Below are 15,296 nucleotides of genomic sequence, written 5' to 3' on the forward strand. Positions count from 1 at the left end.
TTGCTCCTATGGATATGAACGAAATCAAAGAGATCTTTTTCCAGGAGTGCGAGGAACAGCTCGCCGAGCTGGAATCCGGTCTTCTGAAAATGAACGATGGCGATCGCGATCCGGAAACCGTCAATGCGGTGTTCCGTGCCGTGCATTCGATCAAGGGGGGCGCCGGCGCCTTCGGCCTTGATGATCTGGTTGCCTTCGCCCATGTATTCGAGACCACTCTCGATTGCGTTCGTTCCAACAAGCTCGAGCCGACCCAGGACGTCCTGAAGGTGATGCTGAAGTCGGCCGACGTGCTCGCCGACCTGACCAATGCTGCGCGCGACGGCGGCAGCGTCGATGAAAGCCGCAGCCGCGGCCTCGTTAAGGAGCTGGAGGCTCTGGCCAATGGCGAGCTACCGTCTCCTTCGGCCGAGACGCCTGCGCCCAAGGCCGCCGCAAAGGCCGCTCCGGCCGCTCCGGCGCCAGCCCCCAAGCCGACCGACGACAGCGGCTTCCAGCCAATCCCCTTTTCCTTCGACGATTTCGGCGACGAGGACGGCGCAGAGACCGGCCTGCCGGCCTACGAGATCACCTTCAAGCCGCGCCACGAACTCTATTCGAAGGGTAACGACGCCACCCTGCTGCTGCGCGACCTTTCGCGCCTCGGCGAAATGACGATCTACTGCAATATGAATGAGCTGCCGGGTCTCGAGGAGCTCGATCCGGAGGCTGCCTATTTCTTCTGGAACGTCACACTCAAGACCGACAAGGGCGAGGATGCCATCCGCGCCGTCTTCGAATTCGCCGAGTGGGATTGCGAGCTGACGGTCAAGCCGGTCGAGGAGACAGTTGACGCCGCTTCGAGCAACGAGGAACTGCCGATGGTGCCGGTTCCCTTCGACCTGTCGATCCTCGACGAGACCGAGGCAACTGAGAGTGCTTCCGCTGCACGGTCCGAAGCCACGGCCGCTGCCGTCGCCGCCGCCGAGACCGCTTCCAACATCACGCAAATGGCGGCAGCCGCCGTCCGCGTCGAGAAGAAGGAATCGGCCGCCGCCGCAGCCGCCGCGGCCAATGCCGCCGCCCAGAACAACGCCGCCGGCGCCGGCCAGACAATCCGCGTCGATCTCGATCGCGTCGACCGCCTCATCAACCTGGTCGGCGAATTGGTCATCAACCAAGCGATGCTGTCGCAGAGCGTCATCGAGAACGACACGACAGGCACGTCTTCGATCAACATGGGTCTCGAGGAGCTGCAGCAGCTCACCCGCGAGATCCAGGACTCGGTCATGGCGATCCGCGCGCAGCCGGTCAAGCCGGTCTTCCAGCGCATGTCGCGTATCGTCCGCGAAATCGCCGACATGACCGGCAAGTCGATCCGCCTGATCACCGAAGGTGAGAACACTGAAGTCGACAAGACGGTTATCGACAAGCTCGCCGAGCCGCTGACCCACATGATCCGCAATGCCGTCGACCACGGCATCGAAACGCCAGAAAAGCGCGCGGCCGCCGGCAAGAACACCGAAGGTACGGTTCGCCTCACCGCCAAGCACCGTTCGGGACGCATCCTGATTGAGCTTGCCGACGACGGCGCCGGCATCAACCGCGAGAAGGTTCGCCAGAAAGCGATCGACAACGATCTCATCCCGGCCGACGCCAACCTGTCGGACGAGGAAATCGACAATCTGATCTTCCTGCCGGGCTTCTCCACCGCCGACAAGATCTCCGACATATCGGGCCGCGGCGTCGGTATGGATGTCGTCAAGCGCTCGATCCAGGCGCTCGGCGGCCGCATCAACATCACCTCCAAGCCGGGCCACGGCTCGGTCTTCACCATGAGCCTGCCGCTGACCCTTGCCGTTCTCGACGGTATGGTGGTCACCGTCGCCGGCCAGACGCTGGTCGTGCCGCTGACCGCGATCGTCGAAACCCTGCAGCCGGAAGCATCCGCGATTCACTCCTTCGGCGCGAACCACCGGCTGATCTCGATCCGCAACTCATTCTGCCCACTGGTCGATGTTGGTCGCATCCTGAACTTCCGCGCGACGCAGGCCAACCCCGTTGAGGGCGTGGCGTTGCTGGTGGAATCGGAAGGCGGCGGTCAGCGCGCCCTGATGGTCGATGCTATCCAGGGTCAGCGCCAGGTGGTCATCAAGAGCCTGGAAGCGAACTACACTCATGTGCCCGGCATCGCCGCCGCCACCATTCTCGGCGACGGCCGCGTGGCTCTCATCCTAGATGTCGACGCGGTTGTCGGCGCCTCGCGCGGCCAGTCGCTCAAAGCGGAAATGTCGTTAGCAGCGGTAGGGTAAGGGAATGTCGTACGCTGTAAAAAGTCTGAACCAGGGGGATCGCGAGCTGATCGCGTTCCGCATCGGAGATCAGGAATTTTGCGTGAACATCATGTCGGTCCGCGAAATCCGGGGCTGGACCCCGGCGACCGCGATGCCGCACTCGCCTGCGTATATGCTGGGGGTCATCAACCTGCGCGGCGCGGTGCTGCCGATCATTGATCTTGCCGCTCGTCTCGGCATGAAGCCCGCCGATCCCACAGCCCGTCATGTCATCATCGTTGCCCAGGTCCGCCGCAAAGTCGTCGGCCTCCTGGTCGACGCCGTCTCCGACATTCTGACGGTCACCGACGAGATCATTCAGCCGACGCCCGAAATCTCTTCCGACCTCGAGCGCCAATTTGCCCGGGGCATTCTTGCCATCGACAAGCGCATGATCTGCCTGATCGAACTTGAAGCCCTCTTTTCCGAGACCGAAAGCGAAGCCGCATGAGTGCAATGGGTGCAAAAGATCAGAGGCAGGGAGCCGATGAGGTGCTGGCTAACGGAGAATATCCGTTGACGCGCCGCGACCTCACGGAAATCGCCGCCATGATCTACTCGGATGCCGGCATCTTCCTCAATGAGACGAAGGCCTCGCTCGTCTATTCGCGTCTGTCCAAGCATATCCGCAATCTTGGTCTGTCGGGTTTCCGTGACTATTGCGACCTTGTCGCTTCGCCGGCCGGCGCCGTGGCGCGCCGCGAAATGCTCTCGCATCTGACGACCAACTTCACTCGCTTCTTCCGCGAAAACCATCATTTTGAGCACCTGCGCGACCATGTTCTGCCGGAACTTCTGCAGCGGGCGAGATCGGGCGGCAGGGTGCGCATCTGGTCGGCCGCTTCCTCCGACGGACAGGAACCCTATTCGATCGCGCTGACCGTTTTATCGCTGATGCCGAATGTCGCCGACTACGACTTTAAGATCCTGGCGACCGACATCGATCCGAAAATCCTCGCCATCGCCCGGGCCGGCGCTTACGACGAGAGTGCGCTCGAAACCGTCTCGCCAGCCATGCGCAAGCAATGGTTTAGCGAAGTCGAGGTGCAGGGCCGCCGCAAGTTCCAGGTGGACGACCGCGTCAAGCGGCTGATCACCTACAACGAACTGAACCTGATGGCGCAATGGCCGTTCAAGGGCAAGTTCGACGTCATCTTCTGCCGCAACGTCGTCATCTATTTCGACGAGCCGACCCAGATGAAGATCTGGCAACGTTTCGCCGGCCTGCTGCCGGAAGGCGGCCACCTCTATATCGGCCATTCCGAGCGCGTCTCCGGTGAGGCGAAGCACGTCTTCGACAATATCGGCATCACGACCTATCGCTACACGACCAAGGGTCTCGGGAGGAAGGCATGAGCGCTCCGGCAAGAGTTCTCGTTGTCGACGACTCGCCGACCATGCGGGGTCTGATTACCGCAGTGCTGAGCTCCGACCCGGAAGTCAGTGTCATCGGCCAGGCCGGCGACGCGCTGGAAGCACGCGAGGCGATCAAACGGTTGAACCCCGACGTCGTAACGCTCGACATCGAGATGCCGAATATGAACGGCCTCGATTTCCTAGAAAAGATCATGACGCTGCGGCCGATGCCGGTGATCATGGTCTCGACGATGACGCATCGCGGCGCCGAAGCGACGCTTGCGGCGCTTGAGATCGGCGCCTTCGATTGCGTCGGCAAACCGGGCCCCGGCGAACCCAGGCCGTTCGGCGATCTTGCCGAGAAGGTCAAGGCGGCCGCGCGCACGCAGCGTCAGTTTTCCCAACCGGCGGCCGCCGTCGCGCCCCCTCCTTCCGTGGCCGATTTTCGCGTCGGCCGCAAGATCGTCGCGATCGGCTCGTCCACAGGCGGCGTCGAGGCGCTGATCGCAGTACTGCAGAAATTCCCGGCAAATTGCCCGCCGACCGTCATCACCCAGCATATGCCGCCGACCTTCACCAAGAGTTTCGCAGAACGGCTGAACCGTCTCTGCGCGCCGGTGGTGCAGGAAGCGACCGACGGCGCCCGCCTCGAGATCGGCAAGATCTATCTGGCGCCGGGCGGCGAACGTCATCTCCAGGTCAGCGGCGGCTCTGCCCCGTGCTGCCGTCTAGTCGACCGGGCGCCTGTCAACGGTCACCGCCCGTCCGTGGACGTGCTCTTTGATTCGGTCGCAGAACTCGCAGGCCGCAACGCCGTCGGCGTGATTCTGACCGGAATGGGCCGCGATGGCGCCGCCGGATTGTTGAAAATGCGCCACGCGGGCGCCAGAACGCTCGGCCAGAACGAAAAAACCTGCGTCGTTTACGGAATGCCAAGGGTTGCTCACGAACTTGGCGCCGTCGAGCAGCAGCTGCCACTGACTGCCATCGGTGAAGAAATACTGAAATTGACAGCCGCCCGAAAGGAAGGGACCGAATAAATGTCGATCGCGGAGAAAATCAAAGTTCTGATCGTCGACGATCAGGTAACGAGCCGGTTGCTGCTCAGCGACGCGCTGACCCAGCTCGGTTTCAAGCAGATCACATCCGCTGGCGACGGCGAGCAGGGCATGAAAATCATGACCGAGCAGCCGCACCACCTCGTGATCTCCGATTTCAACATGCCGAAGATGGATGGCATCGGCTTCCTCCAGGCCGTGCGCACCAACCCGAACACCAAGAAGGCGGCCTTCATCATCCTCACCGCCCAGGGCGATCGCGCGCTGGTACAGAGGGCGGCCCAGCTCGGCGCCAACAACGTGCTCGCCAAGCCGTTTACGATCGAGAAGATGAAAGCGGCCATCGAAGCCGTGTTTGGAGCTTTGAAATGATCACTGAGGGGGCAGCCCGCCGCGTGCACATCATTCAGGGCGAGTACAAGGTTCTGAGCGATCCGAATGCGGTTCTCTCGACCATTCTCGGCTCGTGCGTGGCTGCGTGCCTCAGAGATCCCGTCGCCGGCATCGGCGGCATGAACCACTTTCTGCTGCCCGGTTCGGCGACGTCGCCGACATCAGGCGGCGATGCCACACGCTATGGCGTGCATCTGATGGAACTGCTGATCAACGGTCTCCTGAAGCAGGGCGCCCGGCGCGACCGGCTGGAGGCAAAGATCTTCGGCGGCGCAAAGACGATCTCGACGTTCTCCAACGTCGGTGAGCAGAATGCGGCCTTCGCCATGCAGTTCCTGAGGGATGAAGGCATTCCGGTGGTCGGCTCCTCCACCGGCGGAGAGCATGGGCGCAAGCTCGAATATTGGCCGGTCTCCGGTCGTGCCCGGCAATACCCCTTGACCGGCGCCGAAACGCAGAGAACCGTCGCTCTCGAGCAGCAGCGTCCCGCCGCTCCGCAGAAGCCCGCCGAAACCAGTATCGAATTTTTTTGATGGCGAGGATTTTCATATGACATTTACTCCGGTGATGGAGCCGCCCGCGCCTGTCGAAGCGCTGAGCGACATCCTGATGCGCATCGTTTCGGAACTCCACGATGTGGCCTACCTGATCGAGCGCATCGAACCGCAGCTACTCGAGCTCGGCGGCGCTGAAATTCTGAACTCGCCGGACGCCATGAAGGTCATGCAGGGCATCGATCTGGCCGTGCAGAAGTCACGCGGCCTTGCCGAATTCATCGACACCATCACCGGCGAAATCCCGCTCGGCTGGACGGTCGACGTCGCCACCGCGCTCAGCCTCGTCAAGCTGGCGGAAATGCAGAAGGCGCTGGGCGGCTCCACGCGCCACGGTCATTCTCAGCCGCTGAGCAAAGCCGCCGGCGACTTCGACTTCTTCTGAAGCGCGCGGTTCCACGCCGCCTCTCGCGCCTCAGGTCCTCTTTTCACGCACGTCGTTCTCGCAAAATCGCTGCGCGACATGCATCAGCCTTTCGCTCCCGCGCGCTCCTCACGAAACGCTCGCACAAGTTTCGCCGATTATTGGTCAGGTGAGGCAATAAGCCTGCTTTGTCTTTGACGGATCGTGCGAGAACAGAATGAATCTGTTAAATCAATTAGTTCAGATATTTAAGAACTTTGGTGCCCTGGGCCGGACGCGCCTGATGATTCTGGGGGGCGTCGGCGCCGTTTCCATCGCAATCATCCTTGCCGCTGCCCTTTTCGTCAACAAACCGGCCCAAGAAACGCTTTACGTCGGTCTCGACGCTCCCGATCTCAACCAGATCAGCATGGCGCTTGCCGAAGCCAACATCAATTTCCAGGTCGGCACGGACGGTTCCAGCATCACCGTTCCCGCCGGTATGACGGGCAAGGCCCGCCTGATGCTTGCCGAGCGCGGCCTGCCGAACAGCGCCAATGCCGGCTATGAACTCTTCGACAATGTTGGCTCCCTCGGCCTGACCTCCTTCATGCAGGAAGTGACGCGGGTTCGAGCGCTGGAAGGCGAAATCGCACGCACCATCCAGTCGATCTCGGGCATAACGGCGGCGCGCGTCCATATCGTCATGCCCGAAGTCGGAAACTTCCGGAAGGCGGAGCAGAAACCGACCGCCTCCGTGATGATTCGCGCCAGCGCCGCCACCGGGCGCGGCGCCGCGACCTCGATCCGTCACCTCGTCGCCTCGGCCGTGCCGGGGCTTGATGTCGATGACGTCACGATTCTTGATTCTGCCGGCCAGCTTCTCGCGTCCGGCGACGAGGCGAGCAATAGCTCGCTGAACCGCTCGCTCAATATCGTCCAGAACGTTCAGCAGGAAGTCGAATCCAACATCGACAAGGCCTTAGCGCCCTTCCTCGGCATGGATAACTTCCGCTCCAGCGTCACCGCCGACCTCAACACCGATGCTCAGCAGATTCAGGAGACGGTCTACGATCCCGAATCCAAGGTCGAACGCTCCGTCCGTTCTACGAAGGAAGCCCAGCAGTCGCAGCAGAGGCAGTCCGACAACGCGACGACCGTCGAACAGAACATTCCCCAGGCGGCCCCTGATGCCGGCGGCTCAAGCGGTCCGGAATCTCAGGACAAGTCCGACAAGCGCGAAGAGCAGACCAACTACGAAATCAACAGCAAGACGACGGCCACGACCCGCAACAGCTATCAGGTCGAGAAGCTTTCGATCGCCGTCGTGGTCAACAAAGGCCGCATCGCCAAGATGGTCGGCGAGCCCGCCGACCAGGCCAAGATCGATGCCTATATCGCTGAAATGCAGAAGATCGTCGCTTCGGCGGCCGGCATCGACGCCAAGCGTGGTGATGTCGTCACCGTCACGGCGATGGATTTCCTCGAAAATCAGCTGCTGGAAGACGCCACCGGCGGTGTCCGCGTCATGGATATGCTGAGCCGCAACCTGGCCGGCATCATCAACTCGCTGGCCTTCGTAGCGGTCGCCTTCGTAGTGGTTTGGATGGGCCTGCGGCCGCTAGTACGCAGCGTCAGCGGCAACGGCGTGGGCTCGGTGCTTGGCGACGCAACGCCGGAAGCAGCTGGCCTCGAACTTCCGGACTTCGCGCCCGCGGCCGGCGCCCCTGGAGGCGCCCTCATGGATGGCTTCGGCTCCGATTTCGGCTTCGACAGCACCGAGGATCTGCTCAGCCTCGGCGACGACGATGGTAACTTCAACCGCCGCGTCAAGGAGGGCCCGGAACGCAAGCTTGCCCGCATGGTGGAAATCAACGAGGAGCGCGCCGCCAAAATCCTCAGGAAATGGGCGATCGACGACGCAGCATAAAAGGAGGCCGGGGCAACCCGGCCTTTTTAGTGTTATTCAGGCTTTTCACTACCTGAGCAGGATTGTTATCGGTCGCCCGCAAGAGAGCTGATATCTCGTTACCCAGTCTGTATTTGGCCGCGGGTGTCGAATTGGGGAATAGATCCAATCGCCTCAAGAAATTTGGACAAAACTGTTGAGGATCACTCGCGTAAAACGCGAATGAAGTTGCGGTACAGCCAGAATCATCTTACCCTTTCCAGTATTCTGAGGGGCGCGAGTCGTCCTCGAATCACGGCATGAGCAGCAGCGAAAGTAAATCCCTAGAAGTCGGAGATGGTGATTTACACCGGCTGGCTTACCCTTGAGTGATTCGAAATGGGATTCGAGCGGAGCTTGAATTGAATCCTTTACAAAAAAAATGCTGCTGCACCGAGTTTGATCGTTCCTCAGCCCCAGGAAATTGCCAATGGATATGACGATATCTCAGGCGAGCAAAGGCGAGAGGCAAATGGCGAATTTCGCGAGCGTGGTGGCGCCGGCTCTCTTGCCGCGCGACGAGCTGATTCGGCGCCTGCACGGTGTCGCCGACACTGGTAGATTGCAGTCCGGTCTGCGTGCGCTGACGGACTATGTGGGTGCCTCGCACTATCTTCTGGCGCGCTGTGATCTTATCCAGGAAAGCGGCCTCGATTTCATCGTATCGTCTGACTGGCCGTTCGATCTGGTCAAGGATATCGCCAACGATCTGGTCGGCGGCTATGCCCGTTCGACCGAGCTGGAAAAATGCATGCAGGTTTTCCAGCCGAGCTTCGCTCTTCTGCCAGATCACGCCGATGCGCCTGATGGCGCCAGCCGCCAGTATTGCTCATTGACCTTCAATGTCGGCCGCTCGCGGCTCGCCATGATGTTCCTGTTCGGCGAAGGCTTCATCCTGTCGCCGGAGCGCCTGCGGGATGTGGGACTGCTTGCCGGCTATGTCGCGAGCTTCCTTCGCTGCGGCGGCGCAAGGAACGATCGCGATTTCGAACTGACTGACCGCGAGCTGGAATGCCTTTTCTGGATCGCCGAGGGCAAGACCAGCGACGAGATTGCGATGATTCTCGGAATATCTCGTAATACCATCAACAACTACATCACCAGCGTGATGCGCAAGACGGCGACCAAGACACGGTCGGAGGCCATTGCCTTCGCGGTCCGCAACAATCTCGTATAGGGGAATCCATGGGACATCCATCAAGCAGGGCGATGAACGGCGCCGATCCGCTGCGCATGGTGCGGATGAACAGGATTTCCAGCCGTTCGGATCTTTTTCCCCGGCTGATTGCGATGCAGAAGCTCGCTGACGCTCAGGGCTTCGCGATCTACCGTGTCAGCGGCTCGGGACTACCGGCAAAGCAGCGGCTTGTCTGCGAGCTCGAGAATTGGGGCCCTTCGAATACCGGTTTTGGCAAGGCTCTCACGGACGCCTATGGCGATATTCTTCTCGACCATATCGAAAAGTCGCTGCTGCCGCTTTCATGGGCCGGCGCTCATGACAGGGCGGCCCCCGGTCCGGCGGATTTCTCGCCCTTCATGACGCGCCTGAAGGATGGAATTCTGCCTTTTTCCGGCCTCGCCTTCCCGGTGCGACTCGGCGCTGTCGGCAATGGCTTCATCCTTTTCACCGGCGATGATATCGATCCTGCCAGCGATACGATCGTCGAGCTGCACGGCCGCTGCTGCCACGTGATGATGGATCTGCTCTCGCTGGACGAACGCCGCTCGGCGGCCGCCGAAGCGCTGAGCGAACGCGAAGTCGCCTGTCTCCAGCTCGCCGGCGATGGCCGTATCAGCGAAGAGATCGCCGAAAAACTCGGCCTGTCCGTACACACCGTCAATGCCTATCTCGGCTCGGCGACCATCAAGCTCGATTCCGTCAATCGCATCCAGGCGATCGCCAAGGCGATCCGGCTCGGCTACATCAGCTGAACCGGGGGGACACTCACTTCAGGGACGGCGAAAATGCATTGAGGCAAATCAGCTGGCGAGCGCGCGCGGCGGTTTCACGCTGTAGCGGGATTGCCGAAGGCTCTTTTCCAGAAAGGCTGTATTCTCGTCGGGATCGGATGAGGGATCTTCGAAGGCGATGTGGTTGATTTCAATGCCGGCATGATTGTCGGCAAGGGCGAGCTGGGCATAGACGGTGACGCCGCGCGGCTTGATTTCCAGGTCGAGAACGACTTCCGGCTTGCCGCCCCATTCCAGCGTATAATTTCCGCCAAGGCCGAAATTGACGGTGCCGGGATGAAAGAAAAGCTCCGCCGCCGAAGCGACGAGATCGGCCAGATTGCCGTAATACTCGAAGCGCAGCAGTGAAATGAGGTCAGAGGCATCCAGAAGGCGCAGTTCGGTGGCGACCGGGCTGATCGCCTCTGCGAGGATCTTTTCACGCTGGGCAGAGTGAGGGCATTTTTTCATTCGGCTTATCTTACCCGTTTGTTCTTGGCGTCTGCGGCGTAGACCCTGTGTATGAGCTCCGCAACGGCCTTATAGAAGACTGACGGTATGACACTATCGACCGAGACTTGCGCAAACATGGAGCGCGCGAGCGGTGGGTCCTCGAACACCGGGATGCCGTTCTGCTCGGCAATCTCCCTGATTTTGAGCGCAATCAGGTCCTGGCCCTTTGCCAGAACGACCGGCGCGTCGTTCTCTTCACGCGCATAGCGCAGCGCCACGGCGTAGTGCGTCGGGTTGGCGATGACAAGCGTGGCGCGGTGCACGTTGGCGATCATGCGCCGGCGGGCGCGGTCGCGCATCAGCGAGCGCTGGCGGCTTTTGACAAAGGGATCGCCCTGCGCCTGCTTGTTTTCTTCCTTCACCTCGTGGCGCGTCATCTTGAGCTCGGTGAACCAGTGATGGCGCGTCCAGAAAAGGTCGGCGATCGCCACGATCGCGGTAGCGATCAGCATGACGATGATGATCTTGCGCATCGCCGTCATCATTCGCACGAGGATTGTCTGCGGATCGGAGAACATGGCATCAATCGAGCCGAAATATTCGCTCCTGAGCACGAAGAACAGGACGACCCCGACGACGACGACCTTGAACAGCGACTTTCCGAACTCGACGAGGCCGGGCAGGCTGAAGAGCCGTGACCAGCCCTTCACCGGAGAGATGCGCGAGGCTTGCGGCCTGATCCGTTCGAGCACAGGCGTCGGCAGGTTCTGGAAGATCGAGGAGGCGATGCCGAAGACCATGAACAGGATGAGGGCGGGTGCCAGCAGCGCCGCGCTCGACCAGCCGAGCCGGACGAAGAGCGCCAGAATGTCCGGGCCCGTCTCGATTTTCCATTGGTCGGGCTGCTCGAAAATGTCGCGCAGCGTTTCGCCCATGCGGCCGACGCTGTCGGGAAGGAAGAACACCAGATAGATGAAAGTGGCGAGGATGGTCGCGAAGATCGACAGCTCGCGCGAAAACGGCACATTGCCTTTTTCCGCGGCGTCGGTTCGCTTCTTCGCGGTCGGGGCTTCTGTTTTGCTGTCCTTGTCATCATCTGCCAAGTCGCGGCCCTCCGTCAAAAAAACAGGCCGCAGCTCATGCGTGCCACCCCGAACCGGGCAGCGATTCTGGGATGACGAGATGCGTCAAAGCAAAAACCCAAAGCGCGCCGCAGAAACCGAGTGCTCTGCGACACGCCATAGAATGCGGCCGATCGATGAAGGGTAGTCGCCTGAGGCGCGGCGATCAACAACGGCCTGTTTGTCGGCCGGATTTGTCAACAGTCTCAGAAGCTCATGCGGCGGCCGAAGCTTCGCCTTCCTTCTCCTTGAGCTCGATCTGGCCTGAGTTGGCCAGGCGAATCGCCTCCTGCGCCACGGCGCGGCGCGCAATGGCGATCTCGCGCGGGTTGACGCCGCCCATGCCGCTCTGCAGATCCGATTCGATCATACGGCGCTGGCGCGGACTGATGGCGGACAGAACCGATTCGCGGATGTCGGCCGGCGAGCCGCGCAACGAGACGGTGAGCACGTCGGTCGAAATATCGTTGAGCAGCAGGACGCGGCTGCGCTGCGGCATGTACATGAGGTCCTCGAAGAGGAAGATCTTCGGCCGAACCTTGTTGACCGATTCGCGGCTGATCGATTCGAGCGAGGTGAGCAGCGTGTCGACCTGCGGCTTGTCGAGCTCGTTCATGAGATCGGCGACCTTCGTCGAGCCGGCAGCGTTGCGCTCTGCCTCGATTTCGGCAAGCAGCGTCATCACCTGGTTCTCGATGATCTGCGCCGCCTTCGGGCTGACGGCCTTCATATTGACCGTCCGGTTCATGATGTCGGCGCGGCGGTTGTCGGGGAGCTGCAGCAGCACCTTGGCGCCGAAGGCGGAGGGCATCATCGACAGAATATAGGCGACGGTCTGCGGATGTTCGCGCAGCAGGAACTGTGCGACGAATGCCGGCTCGGCTTCGCTGAGGCGATCCCAGATCGAGGTCTCGTAGGCCTGGAAGGCCGTGCGGCGGCCGAGCAGGCTGTCCACCTCGTCGGGGGTCAGGCCTTCTTCCAGAATGGCTTCGATTGCTTTGGCATTGTCCATCAGTCCGGCGCCCTCGGTAAAGAGGTCCTCGAACTCGGAGACGAGGGACAGGAGCTCGTCCGGCGGAATGGCGCGCAGCGACTGGGCAGATGCGATAATGGTCTGCAGCTCGGCCTGAGTGAAATATTTCAACAGCCGGCCGGCGACACCCTTTCCCATGGCGAGAAGGACCGCCGCCGCCTTTTCAGCCTGGGTCAACGGTTTCCCGGCTAGCGCGCCGCCGAAATCGTCAAAGTCCATCATGGTCTAACCTCTCCGTCCCCACAGGGATCAGGCTTTTTTCGTACTCAAAACTTCTATCAGCTTCACGCCGAATCGGGTGTCGTCGTTATCAAGAACTGTAATCTCGCCGCGTGCAATCCTGCGGCCGTTCACCATGATCTCAACGGGTTCGCCGATTTTCTTGTCGAGAGCGATCGTCGCTCCTTCATTGAGATTCATCAGGCTGGAGACCTGCATCCGGCTGGTGCCGAGCATGATCTGGACATCGATCGGAATGTCCATGATCAGCTCGAAGTTCGAGGTCAGCGCGCTGCCGAGCGGCGCCGAGGACGCCTCGAACGAAGAGCTGCCGCCGAAATCCATGCCTGCAGCCGGGCTGGCATTGCCTGCGCCGAAATCGCCGCCGAAATCATCGCCGCCGAAAGGGGAATCCGAAATCTCGCCGCCGAAGGCGGCCAGATCCGTTCCTGCCGCGAAGTCGTCATTCTCCAGCTCACCGCCAAACTGCGACAGGTCGCCATCGGCGTCCTTCTTCAGCACGCCGCGCAGATCGTCGATCGCCTGGTCGAGATCGGCTTCGCTGCCCGGCATATCCAGGGAGAGGTCACTGTTCTGCTGTGTTTTCTTCGTTGCCATGAAATCACTATTCCAGTTGAAACTTGCCTCAAACTGCCTTTGCAGCCCAGAAGCCAGAGAACCGATCAATTCATTAAGTGACGGATGAGTTCGTCATCCGAGTTCATCGTATCCTTGACGCGGACCATGTAGTTTTCGCCAGAACGCCCGAATTCGCATATATACAATTCCTTGCTGTTGGCGCTGACCTCGACGCGTACGTCGCCGCTGTCGCGGAACGGAATGACGTCGCCGGCCATCAGCTTCGATATGGTGCGCAGCGTCAGGTCCTGTAACCTGATCCTGGCTTCGAGCGTGACATGCGAGCGGCGGACCTGATCGCCGAGCTGTTCGGTCCATTCCGGCGAATTGCCGCCGGTCTGGCGCTTCGGCTTTGGCGGCGTCACCTTGGTCTTGAGCAGCGCCGTCTGCGGAATGATCAGTGAGAATTCCGAAACAATGCCGGCGAGCGTGATCGACATGTTGATGGCGGCGGCAAATTCGTCCGGCTTGTCCTCCGCCGGCCGGGAGCGCGAGTCATGCGCATGCGGGGCCGAAAGACTGGGCTCGAAACCGCCCGGTGCGTTCACCGCCGAGCGCAGCACCTTGGCGATCTTGTCGAAGACCATGACCGCCAGATCGAGTTCGATGACCGAGAGCAGCCGCTCGGCCGGCTCCTCGATCGTATCGGCGGTGGCGCCGAGCAGGTGTTCCATCAGCGTGATGACGAAACCGTTGCCGCAGGCAAGCGCGACGTTCTGAGACCAGTTGCGCAACGTCGCGTCGACGAGCGTGACGTTGTGGCTGAGGTCGTTGATCAGGTGGTTCTTATAGCCGATCTCGCAGCCGAGATAGCTGACGGTCACGTCGAGGCCGGTCTCGCTCTTGATGACGTCGGGAAAGAACTCGCTGTAAACATCCCCAAAGGCGCTGCAGATCTTGGCAACCCTGCCCCTGTCTCCGAGCCCGCCGGTCAGCTTGGCGAGAAGGGCGGGATCCATTGCCGGTTTGTCATGTGAAGCATCGCTCATGGTCATTTAAGCCGCCTTGTTCTCGCCGCCTGGGTTCATCATTTCCTGTTCGACGGCATCGATGGACGGACGTTCGTAGGCCGAGATCGTCTTGCGGCCGTATTCGAGAGCGACCTGCGGCACCGAGCCGTTCATATAGGCAAGCAGCGTCTGCTTGACGATGACATAGAGGCGATGCTGCTTGTTACGGACGACCTTGATCTGGGAAACCAGCGGCGAGCAGACGCAGTAGGACAGCAGAATGCCGAGGAAGGTGCCGACGAGCGCCGAACCGATCAGATGGCCGAGCACCTCGGGCGAATCGTTGATGTGGGCCATCGCCTTGATGACGCCGAGAACCGCCGCGACGATACCGATCGCCGGGAAGGAATCGCCCATGATCTGGATCGCATGATAGGGCTTCATCTTGTCGTGCATGATGGTGTTGAGCTCTTCGTCCATCAGCGCCTCGATTTCGTGGCTACGGGCGTTGCCGATGATGATCAGGCGCACGTAATCGCAGATGAACGCCGTCAGTTCCTTATTCTTCAGCACCGTCGGAGCCGACTGGAAGATCGTCGATTCAGCAGGATTGTCGATATGGGCTTCGATTTCGTTTCGCGACTTGGTGCGCAGGTCGCGCATCAGCGAGTACAGCACGCCAAGCGTATCGAGATAGTTCCGCTCCTTCGGGACGGCGTGCTTGAAGGCCTCTGCAAGCGCCTTACCGGAATCCTTCACCACCTTCATCGGGTTCGCCATGATGAAGCTGCCGAGGCCGGCGCCGCCGATGATGAGAAATTCGAAGGGCTGGAACAGCGCGTCCACTTCGCCGCCCATCGCCATGAAGCTGCCGACGATGCAGCCGCAGACAACAATAAATCCGATAATGATGTTCATCGTCAGCCCAATCTGAACGTTGCTTTTCTCTAGGACGGATAGGGTTTCT

The 15,296-nt window shown here is 60.8% G+C and carries 16 protein-coding genes; 10 read left to right on the forward strand and 6 right to left on the reverse strand.

Features of this window, described 5'->3' with window-relative positions:
• Nucleotides 1-8: 8 nt before the first annotated feature.
• From PH551_RS13910 to visR, 10 genes are all read left to right on the forward strand, one after another.
• Nucleotides 9-2,291 (forward strand): chemotaxis protein CheA, encoded by a 2,283-nt coding sequence (locus tag PH551_RS13910; protein ID WP_285193444.1) that lies wholly within the window; start codon nt 9-11, stop codon nt 2,289-2,291.
• 4 nt (nt 2,292-2,295) lie between these two features.
• Complete coding sequence (locus PH551_RS13915; protein ID WP_011424005.1) at nt 2,296-2,763, forward strand: chemotaxis protein CheW; 468 nt, start codon at nt 2,296-2,298, stop codon at nt 2,761-2,763.
• Nucleotides 2,760-3,668 (forward strand): protein-glutamate O-methyltransferase CheR, encoded by a 909-nt coding sequence (cheR, locus tag PH551_RS13920; protein WP_285193445.1) that lies wholly within the window; start codon nt 2,760-2,762, stop codon nt 3,666-3,668. The genes PH551_RS13915 and cheR overlap by 4 nt, the downstream gene beginning before the upstream one ends.
• On the forward strand, nt 3,665-4,708 hold the full coding sequence (gene cheB / locus PH551_RS13925; protein WP_085776940.1) for a protein-glutamate O-methylesterase CheB: 1,044 nt from the start codon (nt 3,665-3,667) through the stop codon (nt 4,706-4,708). Before cheR ends, cheB begins: the two co-directional genes overlap by 4 nt.
• Nucleotides 4,709-5,098, forward strand: a complete 390-nt coding sequence (locus tag PH551_RS13930) for a response regulator (RefSeq protein WP_011424008.1) — start codon at nt 4,709-4,711, stop codon at nt 5,096-5,098. It abuts the gene before it with no gap.
• Nucleotides 5,095-5,652, forward strand: a complete 558-nt coding sequence (cheD, locus tag PH551_RS13935) for a chemoreceptor glutamine deamidase CheD (RefSeq protein ID WP_085776941.1) — start codon at nt 5,095-5,097, stop codon at nt 5,650-5,652. The genes PH551_RS13930 and cheD overlap by 4 nt, the downstream gene beginning before the upstream one ends.
• A 16-nt stretch (nt 5,653-5,668) precedes the next feature.
• Nucleotides 5,669-6,058 (forward strand): chemotaxis protein CheT, encoded by a 390-nt coding sequence (cheT, locus tag PH551_RS13940; protein WP_064800665.1) that lies wholly within the window; start codon nt 5,669-5,671, stop codon nt 6,056-6,058.
• Nucleotides 6,059-6,254: 196 nt separating this feature from the next.
• Nucleotides 6,255-7,946, forward strand: coding sequence for a flagellar basal-body MS-ring/collar protein FliF (gene fliF / locus PH551_RS13945; protein WP_085776942.1), 1,692 nt, complete (start codon nt 6,255-6,257; stop codon nt 7,944-7,946).
• A gap of 448 nt (nt 7,947-8,394) precedes the next feature.
• On the forward strand, nt 8,395-9,141 hold the full coding sequence (gene visN / locus PH551_RS13950) for a transcriptional regulator VisN (RefSeq protein WP_285193446.1): 747 nt from the start codon (nt 8,395-8,397) through the stop codon (nt 9,139-9,141).
• Nucleotides 9,142-9,149: 8 nt separating this feature from the next.
• Nucleotides 9,150-9,896: a transcriptional regulator VisR gene (gene visR / locus PH551_RS13955; RefSeq protein WP_085776944.1), complete on the forward strand. Its 747-nt coding sequence runs from the start codon at nt 9,150-9,152 to the stop codon at nt 9,894-9,896.
• 48 nt (nt 9,897-9,944) lie between these two features.
• Here visR and PH551_RS13960 read toward each other — a convergent pair whose 3' ends face one another.
• The 6 genes from PH551_RS13960 to motA all read right to left on the reverse strand — a co-directional run bounded on the left by PH551_RS13960 (nt 9,945) and on the right by motA (nt 15,247).
• Nucleotides 9,945-10,385 carry a hypothetical protein gene (locus tag PH551_RS13960; protein WP_085776945.1) on the reverse strand — a complete coding sequence of 147 codons (441 nt, stop codon included), beginning with the start codon at nt 10,383-10,385 and terminating at the stop codon, nt 9,945-9,947.
• Between the two features lie 5 nt (nt 10,386-10,390).
• The gene (flhB, locus tag PH551_RS13965) at nt 10,391-11,470 is read right to left on the reverse strand and encodes a flagellar biosynthesis protein FlhB (RefSeq protein WP_085776946.1); all 1,080 of its coding nucleotides are present in this window, start codon (nt 11,468-11,470) and stop codon (nt 10,391-10,393) included.
• Nucleotides 11,471-11,702: 232 nt separating this feature from the next.
• Nucleotides 11,703-12,743, reverse strand: a complete 1,041-nt coding sequence (gene fliG, locus PH551_RS13970) for a flagellar motor switch protein FliG (RefSeq protein ID WP_085776947.1) — start codon at nt 12,741-12,743, stop codon at nt 11,703-11,705.
• Between the two features lie 27 nt (nt 12,744-12,770).
• Nucleotides 12,771-13,358: a flagellar motor switch protein FliN gene (fliN, locus tag PH551_RS13975; RefSeq protein WP_285193447.1), complete on the reverse strand. Its 588-nt coding sequence runs from the start codon at nt 13,356-13,358 to the stop codon at nt 12,771-12,773.
• A 65-nt stretch (nt 13,359-13,423) separates the two neighbouring features.
• The gene (locus tag PH551_RS13980; RefSeq protein WP_285193448.1) at nt 13,424-14,374 is read right to left on the reverse strand and encodes a FliM/FliN family flagellar motor switch protein; all 951 of its coding nucleotides are present in this window, start codon (nt 14,372-14,374) and stop codon (nt 13,424-13,426) included.
• Entirely contained in the window at nt 14,375-15,247 is an 873-nt protein-coding gene (gene motA, locus PH551_RS13985) for a flagellar motor stator protein MotA (protein ID WP_285193449.1), read from the reverse strand. It lies immediately after the preceding gene.
• Nucleotides 15,248-15,296 lie beyond the last annotated feature (49 nt).

The sequence above is a fragment of the Rhizobium atlanticum genome (genome assembly GCF_030182485.1).
Classification (GTDB): domain Bacteria; phylum Pseudomonadota; class Alphaproteobacteria; order Rhizobiales; family Rhizobiaceae; genus Rhizobium.